The sequence below is a fragment of the Pseudomonas sp. RA_35y_Pfl2_P32 genome, from assembly GCF_963970735.1.
Classification (GTDB): domain Bacteria; phylum Pseudomonadota; class Gammaproteobacteria; order Pseudomonadales; family Pseudomonadaceae; genus Aquipseudomonas.
On record NZ_CAXAQF010000017.1, the window covers coordinates 136,967 to 156,330 of the forward strand.

General features: G+C 64.6%; 18 protein-coding genes. 9 read left to right on the plus strand and 9 right to left on the minus strand.

The features are described 5' to 3' along the window. The first annotated feature begins 18 nt into the window (after positions 1-18). On the plus strand, positions 19-1,029 hold the full coding sequence (locus AACY45_RS18415; protein WP_339546768.1) for a GlxA family transcriptional regulator: 1,011 nt from the start codon (positions 19-21) through the stop codon (positions 1,027-1,029). Positions 1,030-1,050: 21 nt separating this feature from the next. On the opposite strand, the gene AACY45_RS18420 is transcribed toward AACY45_RS18415, so the two are convergent. The 4 genes from AACY45_RS18420 to AACY45_RS18440 form a co-directional block, all read right to left on the minus strand. Further along, positions 1,051-1,794, minus strand: coding sequence for a hypothetical protein (locus tag AACY45_RS18420; RefSeq protein WP_339546769.1), 744 nt, complete (start codon positions 1,792-1,794; stop codon positions 1,051-1,053). A 605-nt stretch (positions 1,795-2,399) separates the two neighbouring features. Further along, positions 2,400-3,461: a YkvI family membrane protein gene (locus AACY45_RS18430; protein ID WP_339546770.1), complete on the minus strand. Its 1,062-nt coding sequence runs from the start codon at positions 3,459-3,461 to the stop codon at positions 2,400-2,402. A gap of 81 nt (positions 3,462-3,542) precedes the next feature. Further along, a complete protein-coding gene (locus tag AACY45_RS18435) occupies positions 3,543-3,923 on the minus strand; it encodes a RidA family protein (protein ID WP_339546771.1) in 381 nt (126 codons plus the stop codon). A gap of 30 nt (positions 3,924-3,953) precedes the next feature. Continuing rightward, the gene (locus AACY45_RS18440) at positions 3,954-5,090 is read right to left on the minus strand and encodes an NAD(P)/FAD-dependent oxidoreductase (protein WP_339546772.1); all 1,137 of its coding nucleotides are present in this window, start codon (positions 5,088-5,090) and stop codon (positions 3,954-3,956) included. Positions 5,091-5,276: 186 nt separating this feature from the next. Between AACY45_RS18440 and AACY45_RS18445 the strand changes: the two genes are divergently transcribed. Then, complete coding sequence (locus AACY45_RS18445; RefSeq protein WP_339546773.1) at positions 5,277-5,900, plus strand: helix-turn-helix domain-containing protein; 624 nt, start codon at positions 5,277-5,279, stop codon at positions 5,898-5,900. A 13-nt stretch (positions 5,901-5,913) separates the two neighbouring features. On the opposite strand, the gene AACY45_RS18450 is transcribed toward AACY45_RS18445, so the two are convergent. From AACY45_RS18450 to AACY45_RS18460, 3 genes are all read right to left on the minus strand, one after another. After that, positions 5,914-6,357 carry an N-acetyltransferase gene (locus AACY45_RS18450; RefSeq protein ID WP_445261199.1) on the minus strand — a complete coding sequence of 148 codons (444 nt, stop codon included), beginning with the start codon at positions 6,355-6,357 and terminating at the stop codon, positions 5,914-5,916. Then, positions 6,344-7,063, minus strand: coding sequence for an SDR family NAD(P)-dependent oxidoreductase (locus tag AACY45_RS18455; RefSeq protein WP_339546774.1), 720 nt, complete (start codon positions 7,061-7,063; stop codon positions 6,344-6,346). Before AACY45_RS18455 ends, AACY45_RS18450 begins: the two co-directional genes overlap by 14 nt. 140 nt (positions 7,064-7,203) lie before the next feature. Next, positions 7,204-9,096 (minus strand): sigma-54-dependent Fis family transcriptional regulator, encoded by a 1,893-nt coding sequence (locus AACY45_RS18460; protein ID WP_339546776.1) that lies wholly within the window; start codon positions 9,094-9,096, stop codon positions 7,204-7,206. Positions 9,097-9,429: 333 nt separating this feature from the next. Between AACY45_RS18460 and AACY45_RS18465 the strand changes: the two genes are divergently transcribed. The 6 genes from AACY45_RS18465 to AACY45_RS18490 all read left to right on the plus strand — a co-directional run bounded on the left by AACY45_RS18465 (position 9,430) and on the right by AACY45_RS18490 (position 15,954). Beyond that, positions 9,430-10,506 carry an ATP-NAD kinase family protein gene (locus AACY45_RS18465; protein ID WP_339546777.1) on the plus strand — a complete coding sequence of 359 codons (1,077 nt, stop codon included), beginning with the start codon at positions 9,430-9,432 and terminating at the stop codon, positions 10,504-10,506. Positions 10,507-10,508: 2 nt separating this feature from the next. Next, positions 10,509-11,486 carry a thiamine pyrophosphate-dependent dehydrogenase E1 component subunit alpha gene (locus AACY45_RS18470; RefSeq protein ID WP_339546778.1) on the plus strand — a complete coding sequence of 326 codons (978 nt, stop codon included), beginning with the start codon at positions 10,509-10,511 and terminating at the stop codon, positions 11,484-11,486. Positions 11,487-11,520: 34 nt separating this feature from the next. Beyond that, on the plus strand, positions 11,521-12,537 hold the full coding sequence (locus tag AACY45_RS18475) for an alpha-ketoacid dehydrogenase subunit beta (protein ID WP_339546779.1): 1,017 nt from the start codon (positions 11,521-11,523) through the stop codon (positions 12,535-12,537). Next, positions 12,537-13,649 carry an acetoin dehydrogenase dihydrolipoyllysine-residue acetyltransferase subunit gene (locus AACY45_RS18480; RefSeq protein ID WP_339546780.1) on the plus strand — a complete coding sequence of 371 codons (1,113 nt, stop codon included), beginning with the start codon at positions 12,537-12,539 and terminating at the stop codon, positions 13,647-13,649. Before AACY45_RS18475 ends, AACY45_RS18480 begins: the two co-directional genes overlap by 1 nt. A 90-nt stretch (positions 13,650-13,739) precedes the next feature. Continuing rightward, the gene (locus tag AACY45_RS18485; RefSeq protein WP_339546797.1) at positions 13,740-14,804 is read left to right on the plus strand and encodes a 2,3-butanediol dehydrogenase; all 1,065 of its coding nucleotides are present in this window, start codon (positions 13,740-13,742) and stop codon (positions 14,802-14,804) included. Positions 14,805-14,955: 151 nt separating this feature from the next. Beyond that, positions 14,956-15,954: an acyltransferase family protein gene (locus AACY45_RS18490; RefSeq protein WP_339546781.1), complete on the plus strand. Its 999-nt coding sequence runs from the start codon at positions 14,956-14,958 to the stop codon at positions 15,952-15,954. Between the two features lie 17 nt (positions 15,955-15,971). Here the strand turns inward: AACY45_RS18490 and pdxR are convergent, their stop codons facing one another. Further along, on the minus strand, positions 15,972-17,468 hold the full coding sequence (gene pdxR, locus AACY45_RS18495) for a MocR-like pyridoxine biosynthesis transcription factor PdxR (RefSeq protein ID WP_339546782.1): 1,497 nt from the start codon (positions 17,466-17,468) through the stop codon (positions 15,972-15,974). Between the two features lie 151 nt (positions 17,469-17,619). On the opposite strand from pdxR, the gene AACY45_RS18500 reads away from it, so the two are divergent. Then, positions 17,620-18,819 carry a benzoate/H(+) symporter BenE family transporter gene (locus tag AACY45_RS18500; protein WP_339546783.1) on the plus strand — a complete coding sequence of 400 codons (1,200 nt, stop codon included), beginning with the start codon at positions 17,620-17,622 and terminating at the stop codon, positions 18,817-18,819. 54 nt (positions 18,820-18,873) lie between these two features. Here AACY45_RS18500 and AACY45_RS18505 read toward each other — a convergent pair whose 3' ends face one another. Further along, positions 18,874-19,305 carry a glycine zipper domain-containing protein gene (locus AACY45_RS18505; protein WP_339546784.1) on the minus strand — a complete coding sequence of 144 codons (432 nt, stop codon included), beginning with the start codon at positions 19,303-19,305 and terminating at the stop codon, positions 18,874-18,876. Between the last annotated feature and the right edge of the window lie 59 nt (positions 19,306-19,364).

The window sequence follows — 19,364 nt, forward strand, 5'->3', positions numbered from 1 at the left end:
TGAAGTGGAATGAGCGTGATGGAGCGACGGCAATTCAGCGGTGGTATGAAGGGCAAGAATCTTCGATACCTGAAGCAAACCCCCAATGCCACGCCGGCAACGGTTCGTACCGGGTTTGTGCTGCTTGAGCATTTCTCCTTGCCGGCATTCACCCAGGCTCTGGACACTCTGATCACCGCCAACCTGCTACGTCCCGGGTTGTTCACGACCCGCACGTTCGGCCTGGGCGACGCTGAGGTCGTCAGTGACCTGGGGCTGGTCATTCGCCCGGATGCCCGTCTCGATACGGGTGCGATCAACGACCTGGACCTGTTGGTCATTTGTGGCGGATACCGCACCGAGCTCAAGGTCAGCGACGACTTCATCGGCCTGCTCAAGACCGCCGCCGAGCGGGGCGCCCACCTCGCCGGCCTGTGGAATGGTGCCTGGTTCCTGGGCAAGGCTGGCTTGCTGGACGGCTATCGGTGCGCGATTCACCCCGAACACCGTCCCGCCCTCACGGAAATCGCCAGGACCACCCACGTCAGCAGTGAGCCCTACGTGATCGATCGCGACCGGCTCACCGCGTCCAGCCCATCGGGGGCCTTCCACATGGCGCTGGACTGGATCAAGGGCCTGCACGACAAAGCCCTGGTCGAGGGCATCGAGGACATCCTGGCGTTCGAAGAGTCGCGCTACCGGCGCATCAAACCGACGGAAAACGTCTGCCTGAGCGCGCCGTTACGTGAGGTGGTGAAGCTCATGGATGCCAACCTTGAGGAGCCGCTGGAGCTCGAACAACTGGCGGTCTATGCCGGGCGCTCCCGGCGCCAGCTCGAGCGCTTGTTCAAGGAGCAGTTGGGCACCACGCCGCAGCGTTATTACCTGGAACTGCGCATTACCGAGGCCCGTCGCCTGCTGCAACACACTGAACTGTCCCAGGTGGACGTGCTGGTGGCTTGCGGGTTTGTCTCGCCGAGTCATTTCAGCAAGTGCTACAGCGCGTACTTCGGCTATCGACCTTCCAAGGAAACGCGCCTGGTCAAGTAAGGCACCCGTGCGCCCCTGCAGTTAAAACACGATGCCCAGTTTGGCCCCGTATTCATGCCTGGTCTGCTTGTCATACTGAGTGAAGTCAAACTGACCCTCAGGCTCATAGTTGAAATGGTTGTAATACAGGCTGGCAATAATTGGCAAACTGCCATGCTGGTTGAACAGCACGCTTAATTCGACATAAGGGTCGGTGCTGCTTTGCAAATCCAGGGTCTGGTTGGAAACACCTTGGATCTCCAGTTGTGCATCACCCTCCAGGGATCTTCGCGCACCGGCCTCAAGGCGCAGGACGGAATTATCGAACTGATGGTTATAGCCAATGGCGACTTTGGCGAAAGGCGTGCGGTTGGTCAGTTCAATATCGTATTTGTTATAGCCCGGATCAAAACTATTCCATTTGTAGCCAGCGCCAACCAGCAGGTCGAGAAAGTTGTTGGCATCCAGTGCCAGTCGCCAGCCCAGATCCAGGTCGGCCTGCAGGTCTTTGACCCGCTGCCCCTGTTTTTCCGAGTACTGGCCACTGATTTCGGCGTGAAACACCAGGCCGGCATGGCCGGTCAACTTATTGCCGTAGTTGAGGAACAATCCGCCTTCGGGCATGCGCTCGATGTCGTTGCTTTGCCCTTTGAATTCCAGTTCGTTGTAGCTACCCAGCAGACCCAGTGCAATAACCGGTTCAGTATTTGCGGCGGCTGTTGAATGGGGCGCAACAGTTGCCGCGACAACGGTGCAGGCAACAGCAAGCATATTTATTGTTTTCATAAGAACTCCAGCAGCGCGCCGCAGGTCCGTTATGGATTGCTCTTAAGACGAATGTAGTTGGTTTGCAGTCGGTCATTTATGACGGGGAGGGCACTGGCGACGAATGGTGGGTTATAGATGGATCCAAGTTGGCGAAGTGTGCGTATTTGTTGGCTTTTGTGATTTTAATTATTTTTCAATGGTGCTGAGTTGTGGGGTTTGTCGTTGCGGATGATTGTCGTTAGTTGGACTTTAAATTGGCGTCAAAATTTAAAATGGCATGTTTTCAAGTAACGTTTTTGAACACGTTGTTTATCAGGTCGAATACGTTGCTTTTTACCGCACGGTTCAAGTCGACCCAGGCCAGTCCGGTGGTGGCGCGATACTCGCCCAATTCCAGGGGCCGGGACAGCCAACATTTATGGTACCTGGCACACCGCCACCCAGGGCAAGCCGCAAGCGGGCGCCCGGCCCCGCAGGTGTGGTGGCCGTACGCAAAATGTGCGGGCAGCCAGATTCTCTGTGTGGGAGCCTGCTCGCGAAGAACGAAAGGACGCCGCGTTGAATCAGGCTTGGCGCGTCATCGTTGACGTCCATCGCGAGCAGGCTCGCTCCTACACAAGCCCTTACACCGCGGCCGCCGCGACGCGGCCCCGGCGCAGCCAGCCGATCAGGACGGCGGCGATCAGCAGAAAGCCCAGGTAGCCGAACAGCGGATACACCTGGCCCACCAGGCTGATGAAGCCCACCAGGCTACCCACGAAGGCTACGGCGCCGGCCACGGCCGAGCCAATGCGGAACTGGCGAGTGCCGGTAGGCAACAGCCGGGCCGAGAAGGAGTAGAGCGTGCCGACGGCGGTGTTGAGGATCATGCAAAAGATGATCAACGCCATCAGCAGCCCCAGCACCGGGGAGATCTCGGTGGCGATCGACAGCATCGGCATCGGCAGGTCCGCCACGCTGTCCAGGCGCGACAGCAGGCCCAGACTCATCACCAGCATCAGCATGCCCAGCGCCGCACCGCCCAGGATGCCGCCCCACATCGCCTGTTTTTCGGTTTTCGCCGCGCCGCCCATGATTGCCAGGATCGGTACCCCGGCCACTATGTTGTACGACACATAGAGCAATGCCCCCAGCAACCAATGGCTGGCACCGGCCTGTTGCTGGCTGGCCAACTGATCGAGCTGGGCGAATGCCAGGTCGCGGCTGGCCACGCCATACAGCGCCACTGCCACGGCGGTGAGAATCAGAAAGGGCGTCGCAGCACCGATCATGCCGATCACCTTGTGCACGTCCAGGCACACCACCGCGACCACGATCAGGGTCACCAGGACACTGCCGAGCACCGCCGGAATACCGAACTGCTGCTCCAGCAATGCCCCCCCGCCCGCCAGCATGACCACGGTCACGGCAAACATGAAGAAGGTGATCATCAGGTCGACAAAGGTCCCCAGGTAGCGGCCGCACAAGGCGTACACCACGTCCTTGTGGGAGGTCGCCTGCAAGCGACTGCCCATGCCGGCCAGCGCCATGCCGAGGAAGGTGAACTGCGCAGCGCTGACCACCGCGCCGAGCAGGCCCCAGACGCCGAAGTCGACGAACATCAACAACAGCTCTCGGCCCGAGGCAAACCCCGCGCCGACGATGACACCGACAAATGCACCGGCGATTTTCAGACTTTCTTTCATGACCAATTCCCTCGATCTATTGTTGTTATGGGCTACGTAGAGCCTCTGCGGGGTATTGCACGGATGCGGGGCCGGGGTCGGTCAGTCGGTTGCGCCGACCCAGGCCTGGACTTCGATTTCCACGTCGACGCCCAGCGCCAGGCCGGCGCTGACGGTGGAGCGCACCGGGAAGCCATTGCTGAAGTGACGCTGGTACTCCTGGTTGAAACCGGCGAAATGCTGCATGTCCGACAGCCAGACCGTGGCCTTGACCACCTGATCGAAGCCCACGCCGCATTCGCTCAGGGTTTCGCCGATGCGGGTCATCACGGCGGCGGTTTGCGTGGCGATATCGCCGCGCACCACCTCACCGTCGGCGCTCATCGGGATCTGGCCGGAAAGGAACAGGAAATCGCCAACCCGGATCGCCTTGGAGAAGGGGTAGGGCAGGGTGCTGGGGTAGCGCTGGAGCGTGTTGGGCATGGCACGGAACCTCGGTTGTTGAGTGAGTGATTAACGCAAGCGCGCCGGCGCCAGGCGCAGAGGGTCGACGCCTTGCTGGTGCAGGTGCTCGGGCAGGGGTTGGTCCAGCAGCAGGGCGCACGCCAATTGCGAGACGGCGGCGGCGGACTGGATGCCATACCCGCCCTGAGCCGCCAGCCAGAAGAACCCCGCGCATTGATCGTCCCAACCGACCACCAGGTCGCCGTCGGCCACGAACGAGCGCAAGCCGGCCCAACTGTGGCGCGGGCGACGAATCTGCAGGGAGGTGGCGGCTTCGATGTGATAGATCCCGGTGGCGATGTCCAGCTCTTCGGGCATCACGTCCTGGGCCGGTACGGGGTCGGCGTTGGCCGGCGAGCCCAGCAACTGGCCGGCGTCGGGCTTGAAGTAGAAGCTTTCGTCGATGCCGATCACCGCCGGCCAACGGGAGAAATCGGTGTCCACAGGGCCGTCGAACGTAAAGGCGCTGCGCCGGCACGGCTGCAGGCCGATGGGGGCTACCCCGCACAGCTGCGCCACCTGGTCGGCCCAGGCGCCGGCCGCGTTGACCAGGGTTCGCGCCCTGAGCTGACGACCGTCGGCCAGGGTCAGGGCCCAGGCATCGCCGTCCCGGTGGGCGGTACGCAGCTCGGCCTCACACATCAGCTCACCGCCGGCGCGGCGCATAGCCCGCAGAAAACCCTGGTGCAACGCGTGCACATCGAGGTCACGGGCATCGGTTTCGAGGATCGCCCCGCCGATGGCCTCGGCGCGCAGGCACGGCACCAGGGCCAGGGCTTGTTCGGCGTCGATCAAGGACACGTTGGCGGCGCAACGGCGCAGGCTGGCATAGGTTTGCTCAAGCAGGGGCTGTTGTTGTGGGCTGGCGATGTACAGGCAGCCCCGGGGTTCCAGCAGCGGGTGTTCCGTGAACCCTGCCGGCGGTTGTTCGTAGAACGCCCGGCTGGCTCGGGTCAGGGCTTGGATCTGCGCAGTTCCGTAGGCTTCCATGAACATCGCGGCGGAGCGGCCGGTGGCGTGATAGCCGGGCTGCGACTCACGCTCCAGGACCCGCACACTGGCCTGTCCTGCCAGGCGATAGGCCAGGGAGGCCCCCGCAATACCGCCGCCGATGATGACGAAATCGAAACATTCGCTGTCGTGCATGCCCAAGGACCTCCGTGGTGGGTGGGGGGAGAAATGACGAGGCCCGCACCGGCTGGATAAATTCTCACATAAGAGAAATGTAAGATATGAGAATTTTCCAGTCAAGCCATGACCTTGAGGTAATATCGCGCCACGCATCCGACCCGGCTCCCCAGGGCCGGAAAATTGGTATGACAGAGAGACTGCATGAGTTCCAGCCGCCCACCGCTCGCTTCGAATGCCCAGGCCCATCCGCTGATTGACCGAGCCCAGGTTGGCGCACGCCTGCGGGCGATCCGCAAACACCAGAAGTTGACCCTCAAGCAATTGTCCGAGCGTTCCGGCGTGGCCTTGTCGACCCTGTCGAAAATGGAGTTGGCCCAAGTCTCGGTCAGCTACGAAAAACTCGCCGCCGCGGCGCGCGCCCTGAGCGTCGACATCGCCCAGTTGTTCAGCCCGGCCAAAGACCGCACGGACCTGGTCCAACCGACGGTGGTCAGCACGGCCATCGACAGTGCCGCGGGCTACAGCACCGGTAACTACGACTACCATCCGATGGCCGGCGATTTCCCCGGGCGCAGCATGACGCCGATGTACGCGCGCATCTTTGCCCGGGAACTGACCCAGTTCGACGACTACATTCGCCACCCCGGGCAAGAGTTTGCCCTGGTGCTCAGCGGGCGGGTGCGCATCCAGTTCGAAACCGGCGAGTCCATCACCATCGGCTGCCGCGAAACCGCCTATTTCAATAGCGCCATTGGCCATATCTACCTGGCGCAAAGCGACGACGGGGCGGATGCCGAAGTGATGGTGGTGATGTCGGAGCGCTGAGCCTGCCTGGCGGTTATCGGCTGCCGGTACGCATGCGGTATTCGCGGTGGCCGGTGTGTTGGTCCGTCTGCTCGCTGACCACCCCAAAACCCTGGGCCAGATAGAACCGATAGCTGGCCTGGTTCTCCTGGTAGACCGACAGGCTCAGCTCGGTTCTCTGGCTTTTCGCGTGGGCGATCAACTGACTGCCAATGCCCTGGCCTTGAAAGGCCGGCGCCACAAACAGGGCGGCCAGGTTGTCGCCGTGCAGCGCATGGAAGCCGACGACCACCGCATCACGCTCGAACACGTAGACCTCTGAGGCCGGCAGGTAAAGCGTGCGCATGGCGTCGACCTGGGATGACCAAAACGTGGCCTCGATAAAATCATGGGCCTGGATTGAGGCCGACAGCCAGATAGTCAGGACCGCGTCGGTGTCCTGCGGGGTCCAGATCCGGATCATGTCAGAAGCGCTCATCCAGCAGGGCCGGCAGGGTGATGTCCTTGACGTAGCTGGCCGCGGACAGGCTCAGCACCATGCGCACCACCTGCACCACGTCGTGGACCGGAATCAATTGGCCCTCGCCACGCTGCTCGGCCACCTCGCGGGGCGTGCTGAGCGGGTCCTCGGTGTTCAGGTAGCCCAGGTTCAGGCAAGTGACCGCCAGGCGCTGCTGACGATAGCCTTCGCGCAGTGCGTCGGCGATACCGTGCAGGGCAAACTTGGAGGCGCCGAAGGCCACTTCCGGCCGGCCACTTTGCGCCAGCCCGGAGGTCGAGCCGGTGAGGATGATCCGCGGGTTTGGGCTTTTCAGCAGCAGGGGCAGCAGGCGCTTGATCAGCAGGATAGGCGCGGTGATGTTGCAGTTGACGATGGCTTGCAGTTGCGCATCGTCATCGGCAAGGAAGCGGTAGGCCGGATCGAAAGCGCGTTCTTCCCAGATACCCAGGTTGTAGATCAGAGTGTCCAGGCCGTCGGCAGCCACCGCCTGCTCGATGACCTGGATCGCCTCGGCCGGTTCGCCGAGATTGGCTTCGAGCCAGCGCACCTGCACACCGGCGAGGGGTCGCAGACTGTCTGGGCGGCTGCGTGAGACCCCGATCAGCGTGTCCCCCGGCTCCCCCAGGCCTTCGATCAAGGCTTTGCCCAATCCTTTGCTAGCACCGACCACCAGGGTTTTCATCGATTGTCTCCTTGACCCGACTGACGGAATGGAGCGCGGATGCAAACAGAGGTGGGGGGTATTGGCAATTGGCCGGATGTTTCCAGATGTTTACCTGGTCTTGGGATATAGCTGCTACGGGTGGTGGGGGTATGGGAGATTCAGGCCGGGCTTCTCCCCGGCATTTCAATGCCATGCTGATGCACCCGGCGGTACAGGGTTGCGCGGGAGATGCCGAGGGCCTGGGCCGTGGCCGTGGGTTTCCAGCGGTGACGGATCAGGGCGTCGATCAGGGCCTGGCGTTGCGGGCTGGCCTCCAGCTCCCGGGTATCCTCGGGCGCTGGGCCGAGCCGGCCCTGGCTGTGCAGGGGTTCGGGTAGATGGCCGGGCTGGATCAACGGCCCTTCGCACACCGCGCAGGCGTAGCGCAGCACGTGGCGCAACTGCCGCACATTGCCCGGCCAGCGGTAACCGAGCAGGCACTCCAGGGCGGCGCTGCCCAGTTGCAACGGGGTATCGCACTGGTTGGACTCTTCAGCGAGGATCCGGTTGATCAAGGCCAGGCGGTCACTGCGTTCACGCAGCGGTGGCAACTGGAAGCGCGCGCCCCCCAGGCGAAAGTACAGGTCCTCGCGGAACTCGCCGGCGGCCACCAGGCTTTCCAGGTCACGGTGGCTGGCGCAGATCACCTGCAGGTCCACCGCCTTGCGCCGTGAAGCGCCCAGGGGCGCCACTTCACCTTCCGCCAGTACCCGCAGCAGGCGGGTCTGCAAGGCCAGTGGCATGTCGCCGATCTCGTCGAGGAACAGCGTGCCGCCATCGGCCTGTTGCAGCAGGCCGGGCATGCCCTTGTGCGAGGCCCCGGTAAAGGCCCCGGCGACGTAACCGAACAGCTCGCTCTCGATCAGGCTTTCCGGGATGGCCGCGCAGTTGATCGCGACGAAGGGCTGTTCCCGGCGTTGGCTGGCCTGGTGCAGTTGGCGGGCGAAGACTTCCTTGCCCGAACCGGTTTCGCCCTGGATCAGCACCGGCAGGTTGCGGTCCTTGACCCGTACCGCCAGGCGCAGGCTCTCGGCCAGGCGCGGGTCCAGTTCGGCCGGGCTCACCACCAGGCGCTGGCGGCTGTGGTTGCTGCGCCGGGGTGCGCTCAGGCGCCCGTGCAAGGCCTGGGTGCCTATTGTGCTGTGCAGCAGGCACAGCGATTCGTCGCGGGCGGCCTGCAGCAGTGCGTGATCGAACACCTGGCCGATGTGTTCCGGCAGTCGGCCAACGCCGTGCAGCAGCCACTGGCGCGCCGCCGGGTTGAGCGCTTGCAGGCGGCCGTCGTCGTCCCAGGCCAGCAGGTAGTCGGGCTGGCTGTCGACGTAACCCGGGCTGCGGTGCGCCCGCAGCACCCAGTAGCCCTGGACGCTGTTCATGAAGAACGCCTGTTCGATTTCCCGCGCACTCTGCACCACCATCTGCCGGATCAGGTGCTGGGAACGGCGCTCGTCCGGTGAGCGCACCGCTGACACATCCAGCACCCCGAGCAACTCACCCTGCGGGTCGAAGACCGGTGCCGCCGAGCAGGTGAGGCCGATAAAGGCAGCCCGAAAGTGGTCACGCTTGTGCACCGTCACCGGGGTGCGGGCGGTGAGTACCGCGGCCACCCCGCAGGTGCCTTCTTCGCCTTCCGACCAGCAGGTGCCCAGGTACAGGCCGGCCTTCTGGCAGTCGTTGCGGAGGGTGCTTTCGACCCGGTAGTCGATGGTTTGGCCCTGGGCATCGGTGAGCAGCACGCAGTAGTCGGCATCCCGCACGCGGCCGTGGAGGCGGGCGACTTCTTCGCTGGCGATGCGCAGGAACAGCTCCGAGCGCTCGCGGCATTCCTGCAGCACGTTGTGCGAAAGGATCCGTGGCCCCTGCAGCGAGCCGGGGTCCAGGTGGTGTTGCTCCATGGAGCGGCGCCAGGAGTCGAGAATCAGGTCGGGCACAGGCAACTGCGGCAAATGGGCAGCGTTCTTCAAGACCCGGCTGACGCAATCCACGTGCGCCTTCGAGTGTACGGAAAGCATTGAGGCCTCCGGTTCCAGCTTCTTGTCGTTGTGCGGCCATTAAGCGCCGATCAATGCCCGCAGACAAGCGCCAGGGCGCGCACGGTCGTGAGTGAGACGCGACGTCTCACGGTCTCGGCGCCGGCCCGTGCAACCTGACATCCGGCGTCTCAATCGGGCCTGGCCTGAGGCTGCGAATCGAATGACGCAAAGGCTCTGCAACGGGCCTCTTCGGCAGTTATGGCAGAACTGGCACCGGCCTTGCTCTAGCCCTGGCAAGCCTGACAACAATAATTCGAGGTGCCTTATGTCCTGCCATTGCGGCTTGCCGCCTGAGCTGTCCCGGAGCGCTCCATGAGCCGCCCGCCGCTGACCGTGGGGATCATCGCCAACCCGGCGTCCGGGCGTGATGTGCGCCGCCTGACCGCCAACGCCGGGCTGTTTTCCAGCACCGACAAGGTCTCGGTGATCCAGCGCCTGCTCGCCGCCTTTGGTGCCACCGGCATCGAGCGGGTGTTGCTGCCCACCGACATGACCGGCATCGCCGCCGCCGTACAGAAGAACAGCCACAGCCGTCAGGCCCGCGAGAGCCACTGGCCGGCCCTGGAGTTTCTCGACATCACCTTGCGCCAGAGTGTCGCCGACACCCGCCAGGCCGCGCGCCTGATGGCCGAGCGCGGCGTGAGCCTGATCGCCGTGCTCGGCGGCGACGGCACCCACAAGGCGGTGGCCGGCGAGATCGGCGACATCCCCATGCTGACCCTGTCCACCGGCACCAACAACGCTTTCCCGGAACTGCGCGAAGCCACCAGCGCCGGCCTGGCCGGCGGCTTGTACGCCAGCGGACGGATTCCCGCGGCCATCGCCCTGCGGCGCAACAAGCGGCTGGTGGTGCGCGAGCCGAGCCGTGGCCTGTGCGAGATCGCCCTGGTGGATGTCGCGGTGTCCTCGTTGCCCTTCGTCGGCGCCCGGGCCATCAGCCGTGCCGCGGACCTGGCGCAAGTCTTCGTGACGTTCGCCGAGCCGCAATCGATCGGCCTGTCCGCCCTGTGCGGGCTGTGGTTGCCGGTGTCGCGGCAGGCACCGGGCGGGGCCTGGATGCGCTTGGACGGTCAATCCCCCGAGGCCCTGCTGGTGCCCCTGGCGCCCGGGCTGCTGCAAGGCTGCGGCGTGCTGGCGGCCGGCAGCCTGGAGCCCGGTGTCGCCCATGACCTGGCGCTGGCCAGCGGGACCCTGGCCCTGGACGGCGAGCGCGAGATCGAATTCAACGCCCACGACCGACCCACCGTCACCCTCGATGCCGGCGGCCCGCTGAGCATCGATGTCCATGCGGCCCTGGCCTATGTCGCGCAAGAGCGCCTGCTGGCCATCGGTCGTGAACATCCGCAACACCCCGTGAACCTTCAGTCCCAAGACACTCCTGGAGAATAAAAATGTCGACACCGCTGACTGCTGAAAAATTGCTGCATGCCTACCAGGTGATGCGCACCATCCGCGCCTTCGAAGAGCGCCTGCACGTGGAATTCGCCACCGGCGAGATTCCCGGTTTTGTCCACCTCTACGCCGGCGAGGAAGCGTCGGCCGCCGGGGTCATGGCCCACCTGGGCGATGACGACTGCATTGCTTCCAACCACCGTGGCCACGGCCACTGCATCGCCAAGGGCGTCGACGTATACGGGATGATGGCCGAGATCTATGGCAAGAAAACCGGGGTCTGCCAGGGCAAGGGTGGCTCCATGCACATCGCCGACTTCGAGAAAGGCATGCTCGGTGCCAACGGCATCGTCGGGGCCGGCGCACCGCTGGTGGTCGGCGCGGCCCTGGCCGCCAGGCTCAAGGGCACCGACAGCGTGGCGGTGGTGTTCTTCGGCGACGGCGGCTCCAACGAAGGGGCGGTGTTCGAAGCAATGAACATGGCTTCGGTGTGGAACCTGCCGTGCCTGTTCATTGCCGAGAACAACGGCTACGCCGAGGCCACGGCCTCCAACTGGTCGGTGGCCTGCGACCACATCGCCGACCGCGCCGCCGGTTTCGGCATGCCCGGGGTCACGGTGGATGGCTTTGACTTCTTTGCCGTCCACGAAGCCGCCGGTGCCGCCGTGGAGCGGGCCCGGGCCGGGGAGGGGCCGTCGCTGATCGAGGTCAAGCTGACCCGCTACTACGGTCACTTCGAAGGCGATGCCCAGACCTATCGGGCCCCGGACGAGGTCAAGCATTTCCGTGAGCACAACGACTGCCTGATGCAGTTTCGCGAGCGCACCACCCGCGCCGGCCTGCTGCAGGCCAGCCAACTGGATCGCATCGACCAGGAGGTCGAATCCTTGATCGAGAACGCCGTGCGCAAGGCCAAGTCCGACCCCAAGCCGAGCGCGGCCGACCTGCTCACCGACGTCTACGTTGCCTATCCCTGAACGCCCCCCTATAACAAGAATCGAGACCTTCATCATGGCGAGAAAAATCAGTTATCAGCAGGCAATCAACGAAGCCCTGGCCCAGGAAATGCGCCGCGATCCCAGCGTGTTCATCATGGGTGAAGACGTCGCCGGCGGTGCCGGTGCCCCCGGTGAAAACGATGCCTGGGGCGGTGTGCTGGGTGTGACCAAGGGCCTCTATCACCAGTTTCCCGGGCGGGTGCTCGACACCCCGTTGTCGGAACTGGGGTATGTCGGCGCGGCAGTCGGCGCGGCGACCTGTGGCGTGCGCCCGGTGTGCGAATTGATGTTCGTCGACTTCGCCGGTTGCTGCCTGGACCAGATCCTCAACCAGGCCGCCAAGTTTCGCTACATGTTCGGCGGCAAGGCTTCCACGCCGCTGGTGATTCGCACCATGGTTGGCGCCGGGCTGCGCGCCGCTGCCCAGCACTCGCAAATGCTCACCTCCCTGTGGACCCACATCCCGGGCCTGAAAGTGGTCTGCCCCTCGTCCCCTTATGACGCCAAGGGCTTGTTGATCCAGGCGATTCGCGACAACGACCCGGTGATTTTCTGCGAGCACAAACTGCTCTACAGCATGCAGGGCGATGTGCCGGAAGAGCTCTACACCCTCCCGTTTGGCGAGGCCAACTTCCTGCGCGATGGCAAGGACGTGACCCTGGTGTCCTACGGGCGCACCGTCAATACCGCGATGGATGCAGCCCGCAGCCTGGCCGGGCGCGGCATCGACTGCGAGGTGATCGACCTGCGCACCACCAGCCCGCTGGACGAAGACAGCATCCTCGAAAGCGTGGAGAAGACCGGGCGCCTGGTGGTCATCGACGAAGCCAACCCGCGCTGCTCGATGGCCACCGATATTTCCGCACTGGTGGCGCAAAAGGCCTTTGGCGCACTCAAGGCGCCGATTGAAATGGTCACTGCGCCGCACACCCCGGTGCCGTTTTCCGATGCCCTGGAAGACCTCTACATACCTGATGCGGCGAAGATCGAAAACGCCGTGCTCAAGCTGATCGAGTGGAGCAAGCGTTGATGAGCCAGATCCATACCCTGACCATGCCCAAGTGGGGCCTGTCGATGACCGAAGGCCGGGTGGATGCCTGGCTCAAGGAGCCGGGGCAAGTCATCAACAAGGGCGACGAAGTGCTGGACGTCGAGACCGACAAGATCTCCAGCAGCGTCGAGGCGCCATTTTCCGGGGTGCTGCGCCGCCAGATCGCCCAGCAGGACGAAACCCTGGCCGTCGGGGCCTTGCTCGGCATCGTGGTCGAGGGCGACGCCAGCGAGGCCGAGATCGACGCCGTGGTCGAGCAGTTCCAGGCGGCGTTCGTGCCCGGCGCGGACGCTGAGGAAGACCAGGGACCAAAACCGCAGAAGGTCGAACTCGATGGTCGAGTGATCCGCTATTTCGAGCGCGGCGAAGGCGGCATCCCGCTGGTGCTGGTGCACGGCTTTGGCGGCGACCTGAACAACTGGCTGTTCAACCACCCGGTCCTGGCGGCGGAACGCCGGGTGATCGCCCTGGACCTGCCCGGCCATGGCGAGTCGAGCAAGCCACTGCAACGGGGTGATCTGGATGAGTTGAGCGGCGTGCTGCTGGCCCTGCTCGATCACCTGGATATTGCCCAGGCGCACCTGGCGGGTCATTCCATGGGCGGCGCGGTGTCCTTGAATACGGCACGCCTGGCGCCCCAGCGCGTGCGTTCCCTGAGCCTGATCGGCAGCGCCGGCCTGGGCCCGGAGATCAACGGCGACTACCTGCAGGGCTTCATCGACGCGGGCAACCGCAATGCCCTCAAGGCGCCGCTGGTGCAACTGTTCTCCAATGCCGAGCTGGTCAACCGGCAGATGCTCGAAGACATGCTCAAGTACAAGCGCCTGGAAGGGGTCGACGAGGCCCTGCGGCAACTGGCGGCGACGCTGTTTCACGCGGGCCGGCAGCAGGTCGACCTGCGCGCCGTGGTGCAGGACGCCCGGCACCCGGTGCTGGTGATCTGGGGCAGCGCCGACGCGATCATCCCGGCGGCCCATAGCCAGGGTCTGGCAGCCCAGGTCGAGATCCTGCCGGGCCAGGCGCACATGGTGCAGATGGAAGCGGCCGAGCAGGTCAACCGCCTGCTCCTGGACTTCGTGCAGAGCCACTGAACGCGCTCCCGGTGACCGGCGACGGTCATCGGTGGCCTTTGTTTTCAAGGAGATTTCAACATGAGCCTGATCAATAACCCGCCCCGCAGCATGCGTGCTGCCGTCTGGCATGGCCGTCACGATATCCGCGTCGAAGACGTACCGCTGCCCGTGGCGCCTCCCGCCGGTTGGGTACAGATCCGCGTCCAGTGGTGCGGCATCTGTGGTTCCGACCTGCACGAGTATGTGGCCGGGCCGGTGTTTATCCCGGTGGACGCGCCGCACCCGCTGACCGGGATCAAGGGCCAGTGCATCCTCGGTCACGAGTTCTGTGGCGAAATCGTCGAAATCGGCGCCGGGGTGCAGGGCTTCAGTGTCGGCGAGCCGGTGGCTGCCGATGCCTGCCAGCACTGCGGCACCTGTTATTACTGCACCCACGGGCTGTACAACATCTGCGAGAACCTGGCCTTCACCGGCCTGATGAACAACGGCGCCTTTGCCGAGCTGGTCAACGTGCCGGCCAACCTGCTGTACAAGCTGCCGGCCAATTTTCCCGCCGAAGCCGGGGCGCTGATCGAGCCCTTGGCCGTGGGCATGCACGCGGTGAAAAAAGCCGGCAGCCTGTTGGGGCAGAACGTGGTGGTGGTCGGTGCCGGGACCATTGGCCTGTGCACCATCATGTGCGCCAAGGCGGCCGGCGCAGCCCAGGTGATCGCCCTGGAAATGTCCGGCGCGCGCAAGGCCAAGGCGCTGGAGGTGGGGGCCAGCCATGTGCTCGATCCCAAGGCGTGTGATGCCCTGGCCGAGGTCCGCCGCCTGACCGGGGGCCTGGGGGCTGATGTCAGCTTCGAATGCATCGGCAACAAGCACACGGCCAAGCTGGCCATCGACCTGATCCGCAAGGCCGGTAAATGTGTGTTGGTGGGCATCTTCGAGGAGCCCAGCGAGTTCAACTTTTTCGAGCTGGTGGCCACCGAGAAGCAGGTGCTTGGCGCGCTGGCCTACAACGGTGAATTCGCCGACGTGATCGCCTTTATCGCCGATGGCCGCCTGGACATCACGCCGCTGGTGACCGGGCGCATCCAGCTGGAGCAGATCGTCGGCCAGGGCTTCGAGGAACTGGTCAACAACAAGGAGCACAACGTCAAGATCATCGTGTCACCCAGCCGTCTCTGAAGCGTCCGGGGGCGGGCGATTGGCGATTGGCGATGGTCGGTGACGGCCATCGCATTTTTTTGCCCAGGCCGCGGCCGCGCAAAGGGCTGTTCTCCCGGCGCCATTCATCGTAGTTTACGCAGCCTGATAACAAGGACGTACGGGGTTGCAAGTGGGTGCCTTTCGTTTGTTGTTGGCCGTATTGGTCGCCGTTTCGCACATGGGCAAGACATTCGCCGGGCTCAACCCCGGAGTGGTTGCAGTGATTTCCTTCCTGATCATCAGCGGTTTTGTCATGACTTCGCTGATCGAGCGCAACTACAAGGCGCCGGAAAAAATCGGCCTGTTCTACCTGGACCGCGCCTTGCGCCTCTACCCCCAGTTCCTGTTTTACTTCGTGCTGTCCTGCGCGGTGATCTACGTTCTGTTGCCGGGCACCCCCCAAGCGGCCGAGCTGACCCTGGGCAACATCGCCGCGAGCCTGGCGATCGTGCCCCTCGGGTTCTACATGTTCGGGGCGGCCGGGACGCATATCCTGCCGCCGGCCTGGTCGCTGGGGCTGGAGATGTGTTTCTACCTGGTGATCCCGTTCCTGTGTATCTACCGAGTGCGGGGCGTCCTGTTCGTGCTGTCGGTCGCGGTGTTCATGGCCGCCGTGCTGGGTTACATCAATACCGACCTGTACGGCTACCGACTGTTGCCGGGCGTGCTGTTCATGTTCCTGTGTGGCAGTTACCTGTACAAACCCGATGCCAAGGGCCTGGCGATCGGCGCCAGCACCACGGTCGTCGCGGCCGTGCTGTTCATGGCCATCATGGCCGGCTGGATCGAGCGCCGGCCGTTCAACGCCGAGGTCACGCTGGGCATCGCCCTGGGCGTGCCTGCCGTGTACCTGCTGACCAGACTCAAGTTTCATCGGTTTGACGAGTTCCTCGGCAACATCAGCTATGGCGTGTTTCTCAATCACTTTGTGCTGATGTATGGCCTGCGGGCCTTCTGGCCGGTGGCCTATGACGGGACTCTCGTTACCGCCGTGCTGGTCCTGTCGTTCCTGTTAAGTGGGGTTTCCTACTACGGGGTCGAGCGCCCGGCGCTGAAGTACCGGCATGCGCTGCGGTCCGGGCTGCAGTCCGGCGCAGCCCAGGCCCGTGACCACGGGGCAGTGGCGTAGAACCCGAGGCGGGCGCGTTACGCTGGGGACCGCCCTGCGAGCTGGGCTTCAATCAGTTGGCACAGGGTTCGCACCGCAGCCGGCATGGCGCCTGCCGGGGTGTTGCCAAAGCCCAGCAATAGCCCATGAGGCGCAGCGGTCGGGCGCGTCACCCACAGGCTCGACAAGGACCCTGCGCCAATCTGCCGGCGGCGTGCGGCCAAGGTCAGTGCCTGGTCGTCACAGCCCTCTGGCAGGTGCGCCAGCAGGTGCAAACCGGTGGTGGCGGTCACCACCGAGAGCAGCCCGCTGGCCTGGCTTTCCAGGGCTTCGAGCAAGGCGGCGCGGCGCTCGCTATAGAGTGCCTTGGAACGGCGAATATGACTGCCCAGGTGACCATTGCCGATGAAGTCGGCGGCCGTCGCCTGCAATGACTTCGGCACCCGATGCCCACTGCCGTTGCGCACCCGTTGCAGCACATCCACCAGCCCATCCGGGGCCACCAGGAAACCCAGGCGCAGGCCGGGAATCAGCAGCTTGCTCAAGGTGCCGACATAAATCACCCGGCCGTTGTGGCCATCCAGCGCCTTGAGTGCGGTGGTGGGTCCACAGTCATAGCGGAACTCGCTGTCGTAGTCGTCCTCCAGGATCAGCGCATTGGCTTCGTCAGCCCATTGCAGCAGAGCCAGGCGCCGGGCCAGGCTCAGGGTCACGCCGGTGGGGTATTGGTGCGAGGGCGACACCAGTGCCAGCCGGGCATCGGGTGCCAGGCGACGACCGGCCTGGACGTCCAGGCCCTCGGCATCCACCGGCACGCCGACGGTTTCCAGCCCGGCCAGGATCAGGCTGCGGTACGTGGCGTCGTAGCCGGGGCTTTCGACCCAGGCCCGCTCGCCCCGGTCGGTGAGGGCGAGCGCGGCGATGGAGACCGCGGCCTGGGCGCCGGGGGTGATGATGATCTGCTCGGCGCTACAGACTACGCCGCGAGCCACCCCCAGGTACTCTGCCAGGGCCTGGCGCAAGGGCAGCGAGCCCTGGGGATCGCCGTAGGAGGAATGAGTCGGCAGCCGGCCCCGCCAGAATCGCCCTTCGAGCCGGCCCCACAGGGCGTAGGGGAAGGCGTCCAGGGCCGGAAGGCCCGGGGTCAGCGGCCAGTCGGGGTGCGCCAGCGACATGGAGTCCGGCCCGGCCAATTGCCGGGCGCGCAAGGAACCGCCCAGTTCCGCCGCGGGGGCGGCAGGCGAGGGCGGCGGCCGGGCGTTGATCCGACTCGCCACATAGGTGCCGGCCCCTTGCCGCGCCTCACAGAAGCCCTCGGCCAACAGTTGCTCGTAGACCCCGGTCACGGTCATCCGTGACACCCCCAGCTCCTGCGCCAGCAGGCGCGAAGCCGGCAGGCGGATGCCGGGTTTCAAGGTGCCGTCGGCCACGCCCTTGCGGAAAAACTGCATCAGTTGCTCGCGCAATGACAGCGGGCTGTCGGGGCTGGGGACAAAGGCGTTCCAGACCGGGTAGGCGGTGGCGCGGGTCTTCATGGGCACAGGTCGGCTTAAGAGATAAGTGGTCTAACTTATCTGCTGGAAGTGGATATTTCAAACAGTCCATTTTGTCCCGATACTTGAGCCACTGTTAGCCCAGCTCTCCAGGCCTGGCCTGGTGGCGCGCCCGTTTGAAGGTCAATCACGGATGAAACATAGCGCTGTTGCCTTACCCCTTAAATCCACCGATCTGCTGCACCCGATCGTGGCGGCCCTGATCTCGGTGATCGTCAATTACGGCGGCACCTTCATTCTGGTGTTCCAGGGCGCCAAGGCCGCCGGGCTCAGCCCTGAGCAAACCGCCTCGTGGATCTGGTCGATTTCCATCGGGGTCGGCTTGACCGGGGCCTGGTTGAGCTACCGCTACCGCGAGCCGATCATCACGGCCTGGTCGACCCCCGGCGCGGCCTTTCTGATCACGGTGCTGCCTAACACGCCCTACGCCGAGGTCATCGGCGCCTACCTGCTGTCGGCCGCCGGTTTCGTGATACTGGGGCTGTCGGGCTACTTCGAGCGGCTGGTCCGGCTGATCCCGCCGGGGATTGCCGCGGGGCTGCTGGCGGGCATTCTGTTGCGCTTCGGCATGGGCGCGTTCGGTGGGGCGAGTGTCGATCCGCTGCTGGTGGGCGTGCTGATTGTCAGCTACGGCGTGCTGCGCCGCTTCACTGCCCGCTACGCGATCGTCGGCGTGCTGCTGATGGGCGTCGTGTTGTTGCTGGGGATGGGGCAGGTCAGCTTCGACAGTGTCGAGTTGAGCCTGGCGGCGCCGGTCTGGACCACGCCTGAGTTTTCCGTCAATGCGCTGCTCAGCGTCGCCTTGCCGTTGTTTGTGATCACCCTCACCGGGCAGTACATGCCGGGCATGCTGGTGCTGCGCAACGACGGATTCACCACCAGCGCCAACCCGATTGTCACGGTGACGGGCCTGGGTTCACTGCTGATGGCGCCGTTTGGCTCCCACGCGTTCAACGTGGCCGCGATTACCGCGGCCATCTGCACCGGCCCCGAATCCCACGAAGAACCGGGCAAGCGCTACATCGCCGGCCTCGCCTGCGGGCTGTTCTATGTGCTGGTGGGGGTGTTCGGCACCACCTTGGCTACCTTGTTCGTGGTCCTGCCAGCCACCTTCATCAGCACCCTGGCCGGCCTGGCCTTGCTGGGGGCGATCGGGGGCAGCCTGGCGACGGCGGTGAGCGATGTGCGGGGGCGGGAAACGGCGCTGATCACCTTTTTGGCGACCGCCGCCAATGTCACCTTGCTAGGGCTGGGCGGGGCGTTCTGGGGGTTGTTGCTGGGGCTGGCGATGCATGGCTTGATCCATGCCGGGGTGCGGGTCAAGCGCGGGTAAATGTTGATGCACCGTGTGGGAGTTGCTGCTAGGCGGCTCCCACACGGCAGCCCATCAGTGGTGTTTGTTTTTGTGCTTGTTCTTGTGTTTGTGCTTATGGCTGTTGCCGCCGGAGCTCTTGTGATCGTCGTCATCGGCCAGGTTGTTGCCGACGGCGCCGCCCGCGGCACCGCCAAGGCCGGCGCCGATGGTCGAGCCGGTGGAGCCGCCCAACTGGTTGCCGATCACCGAGCCACCGGCTGCGCCCAAGCCGCCGCCGATCGCGGCTTCATTCTTGTTGCCTTTGGGGGCGGCGATAGCGCCGCCCGCGGCACCGCCAACACCTGCGCCGATCGCTGCGCCAGTGCTGCCGCCGATCTGTTGGCCGAGGACGTTACCCAACGCACCCCCCAGCCCGCCGCCGACGGCGGCAGTACCATCTCCGGCAGCCATGGCGCCTTGGGTGATCAGAATGCCTAGAGCAAGGGTAGACAGGGTCAATCGCATGATGGGGGTCTTCCGTGTGTTCACGCTGTTGGGGGGAACTTGAAAATGTAGAGGGCGCG

What these genes read in the sequence shown, in the direction of transcription:
- AACY45_RS18415 (WP_339546768.1), top strand. Translation starts at nt 19, where the DNA reads ATGGAGCGACGGCAATTCAGCGGTGGTATGAAGGGCAAGAATCTTCGA.
- AACY45_RS18420 (WP_339546769.1), bottom strand. Translation starts at nt 1,794, where the DNA reads ATGAAAACAATAAATATGCTTGCTGTTGCCTGCACCGTTGTCGCGGCA.
- AACY45_RS18430 (WP_339546770.1), bottom strand. Translation starts at nt 3,461, where the DNA reads ATGAAAGAAAGTCTGAAAATCGCCGGTGCATTTGTCGGTGTCATCGTC.
- AACY45_RS18435 (WP_339546771.1), bottom strand. Translation starts at nt 3,923, where the DNA reads ATGCCCAACACGCTCCAGCGCTACCCCAGCACCCTGCCCTACCCCTTC.
- AACY45_RS18440 (WP_339546772.1), bottom strand. Translation starts at nt 5,090, where the DNA reads ATGCACGACAGCGAATGTTTCGATTTCGTCATCATCGGCGGCGGTATT.
- AACY45_RS18445 (WP_339546773.1), top strand. Translation starts at nt 5,277, where the DNA reads ATGAGTTCCAGCCGCCCACCGCTCGCTTCGAATGCCCAGGCCCATCCG.
- AACY45_RS18450 (WP_445261199.1), bottom strand. Translation starts at nt 6,357, where the DNA reads ATGAGCGCTTCTGACATGATCCGGATCTGGACCCCGCAGGACACCGAC.
- AACY45_RS18455 (WP_339546774.1), bottom strand. Translation starts at nt 7,063, where the DNA reads ATGAAAACCCTGGTGGTCGGTGCTAGCAAAGGATTGGGCAAAGCCTTG.
- AACY45_RS18460 (WP_339546776.1), bottom strand. Translation starts at nt 9,096, where the DNA reads ATGCTTTCCGTACACTCGAAGGCGCACGTGGATTGCGTCAGCCGGGTC.
- AACY45_RS18465 (WP_339546777.1), top strand. Translation starts at nt 9,430, where the DNA reads ATGAGCCGCCCGCCGCTGACCGTGGGGATCATCGCCAACCCGGCGTCC.
- AACY45_RS18470 (WP_339546778.1), top strand. Translation starts at nt 10,509, where the DNA reads ATGTCGACACCGCTGACTGCTGAAAAATTGCTGCATGCCTACCAGGTG.
- AACY45_RS18475 (WP_339546779.1), top strand. Translation starts at nt 11,521, where the DNA reads ATGGCGAGAAAAATCAGTTATCAGCAGGCAATCAACGAAGCCCTGGCC.
- AACY45_RS18480 (WP_339546780.1), top strand. Translation starts at nt 12,537, where the DNA reads ATGAGCCAGATCCATACCCTGACCATGCCCAAGTGGGGCCTGTCGATG.
- AACY45_RS18485 (WP_339546797.1), top strand. Translation starts at nt 13,740, where the DNA reads ATGCGTGCTGCCGTCTGGCATGGCCGTCACGATATCCGCGTCGAAGAC.
- pdxR (WP_339546782.1), bottom strand. Translation starts at nt 17,468, where the DNA reads ATGAAGACCCGCGCCACCGCCTACCCGGTCTGGAACGCCTTTGTCCCC.
- AACY45_RS18500 (WP_339546783.1), top strand. Translation starts at nt 17,620, where the DNA reads ATGAAACATAGCGCTGTTGCCTTACCCCTTAAATCCACCGATCTGCTG.
- AACY45_RS18505 (WP_339546784.1), bottom strand. Translation starts at nt 19,305, where the DNA reads ATGCGATTGACCCTGTCTACCCTTGCTCTAGGCATTCTGATCACCCAA.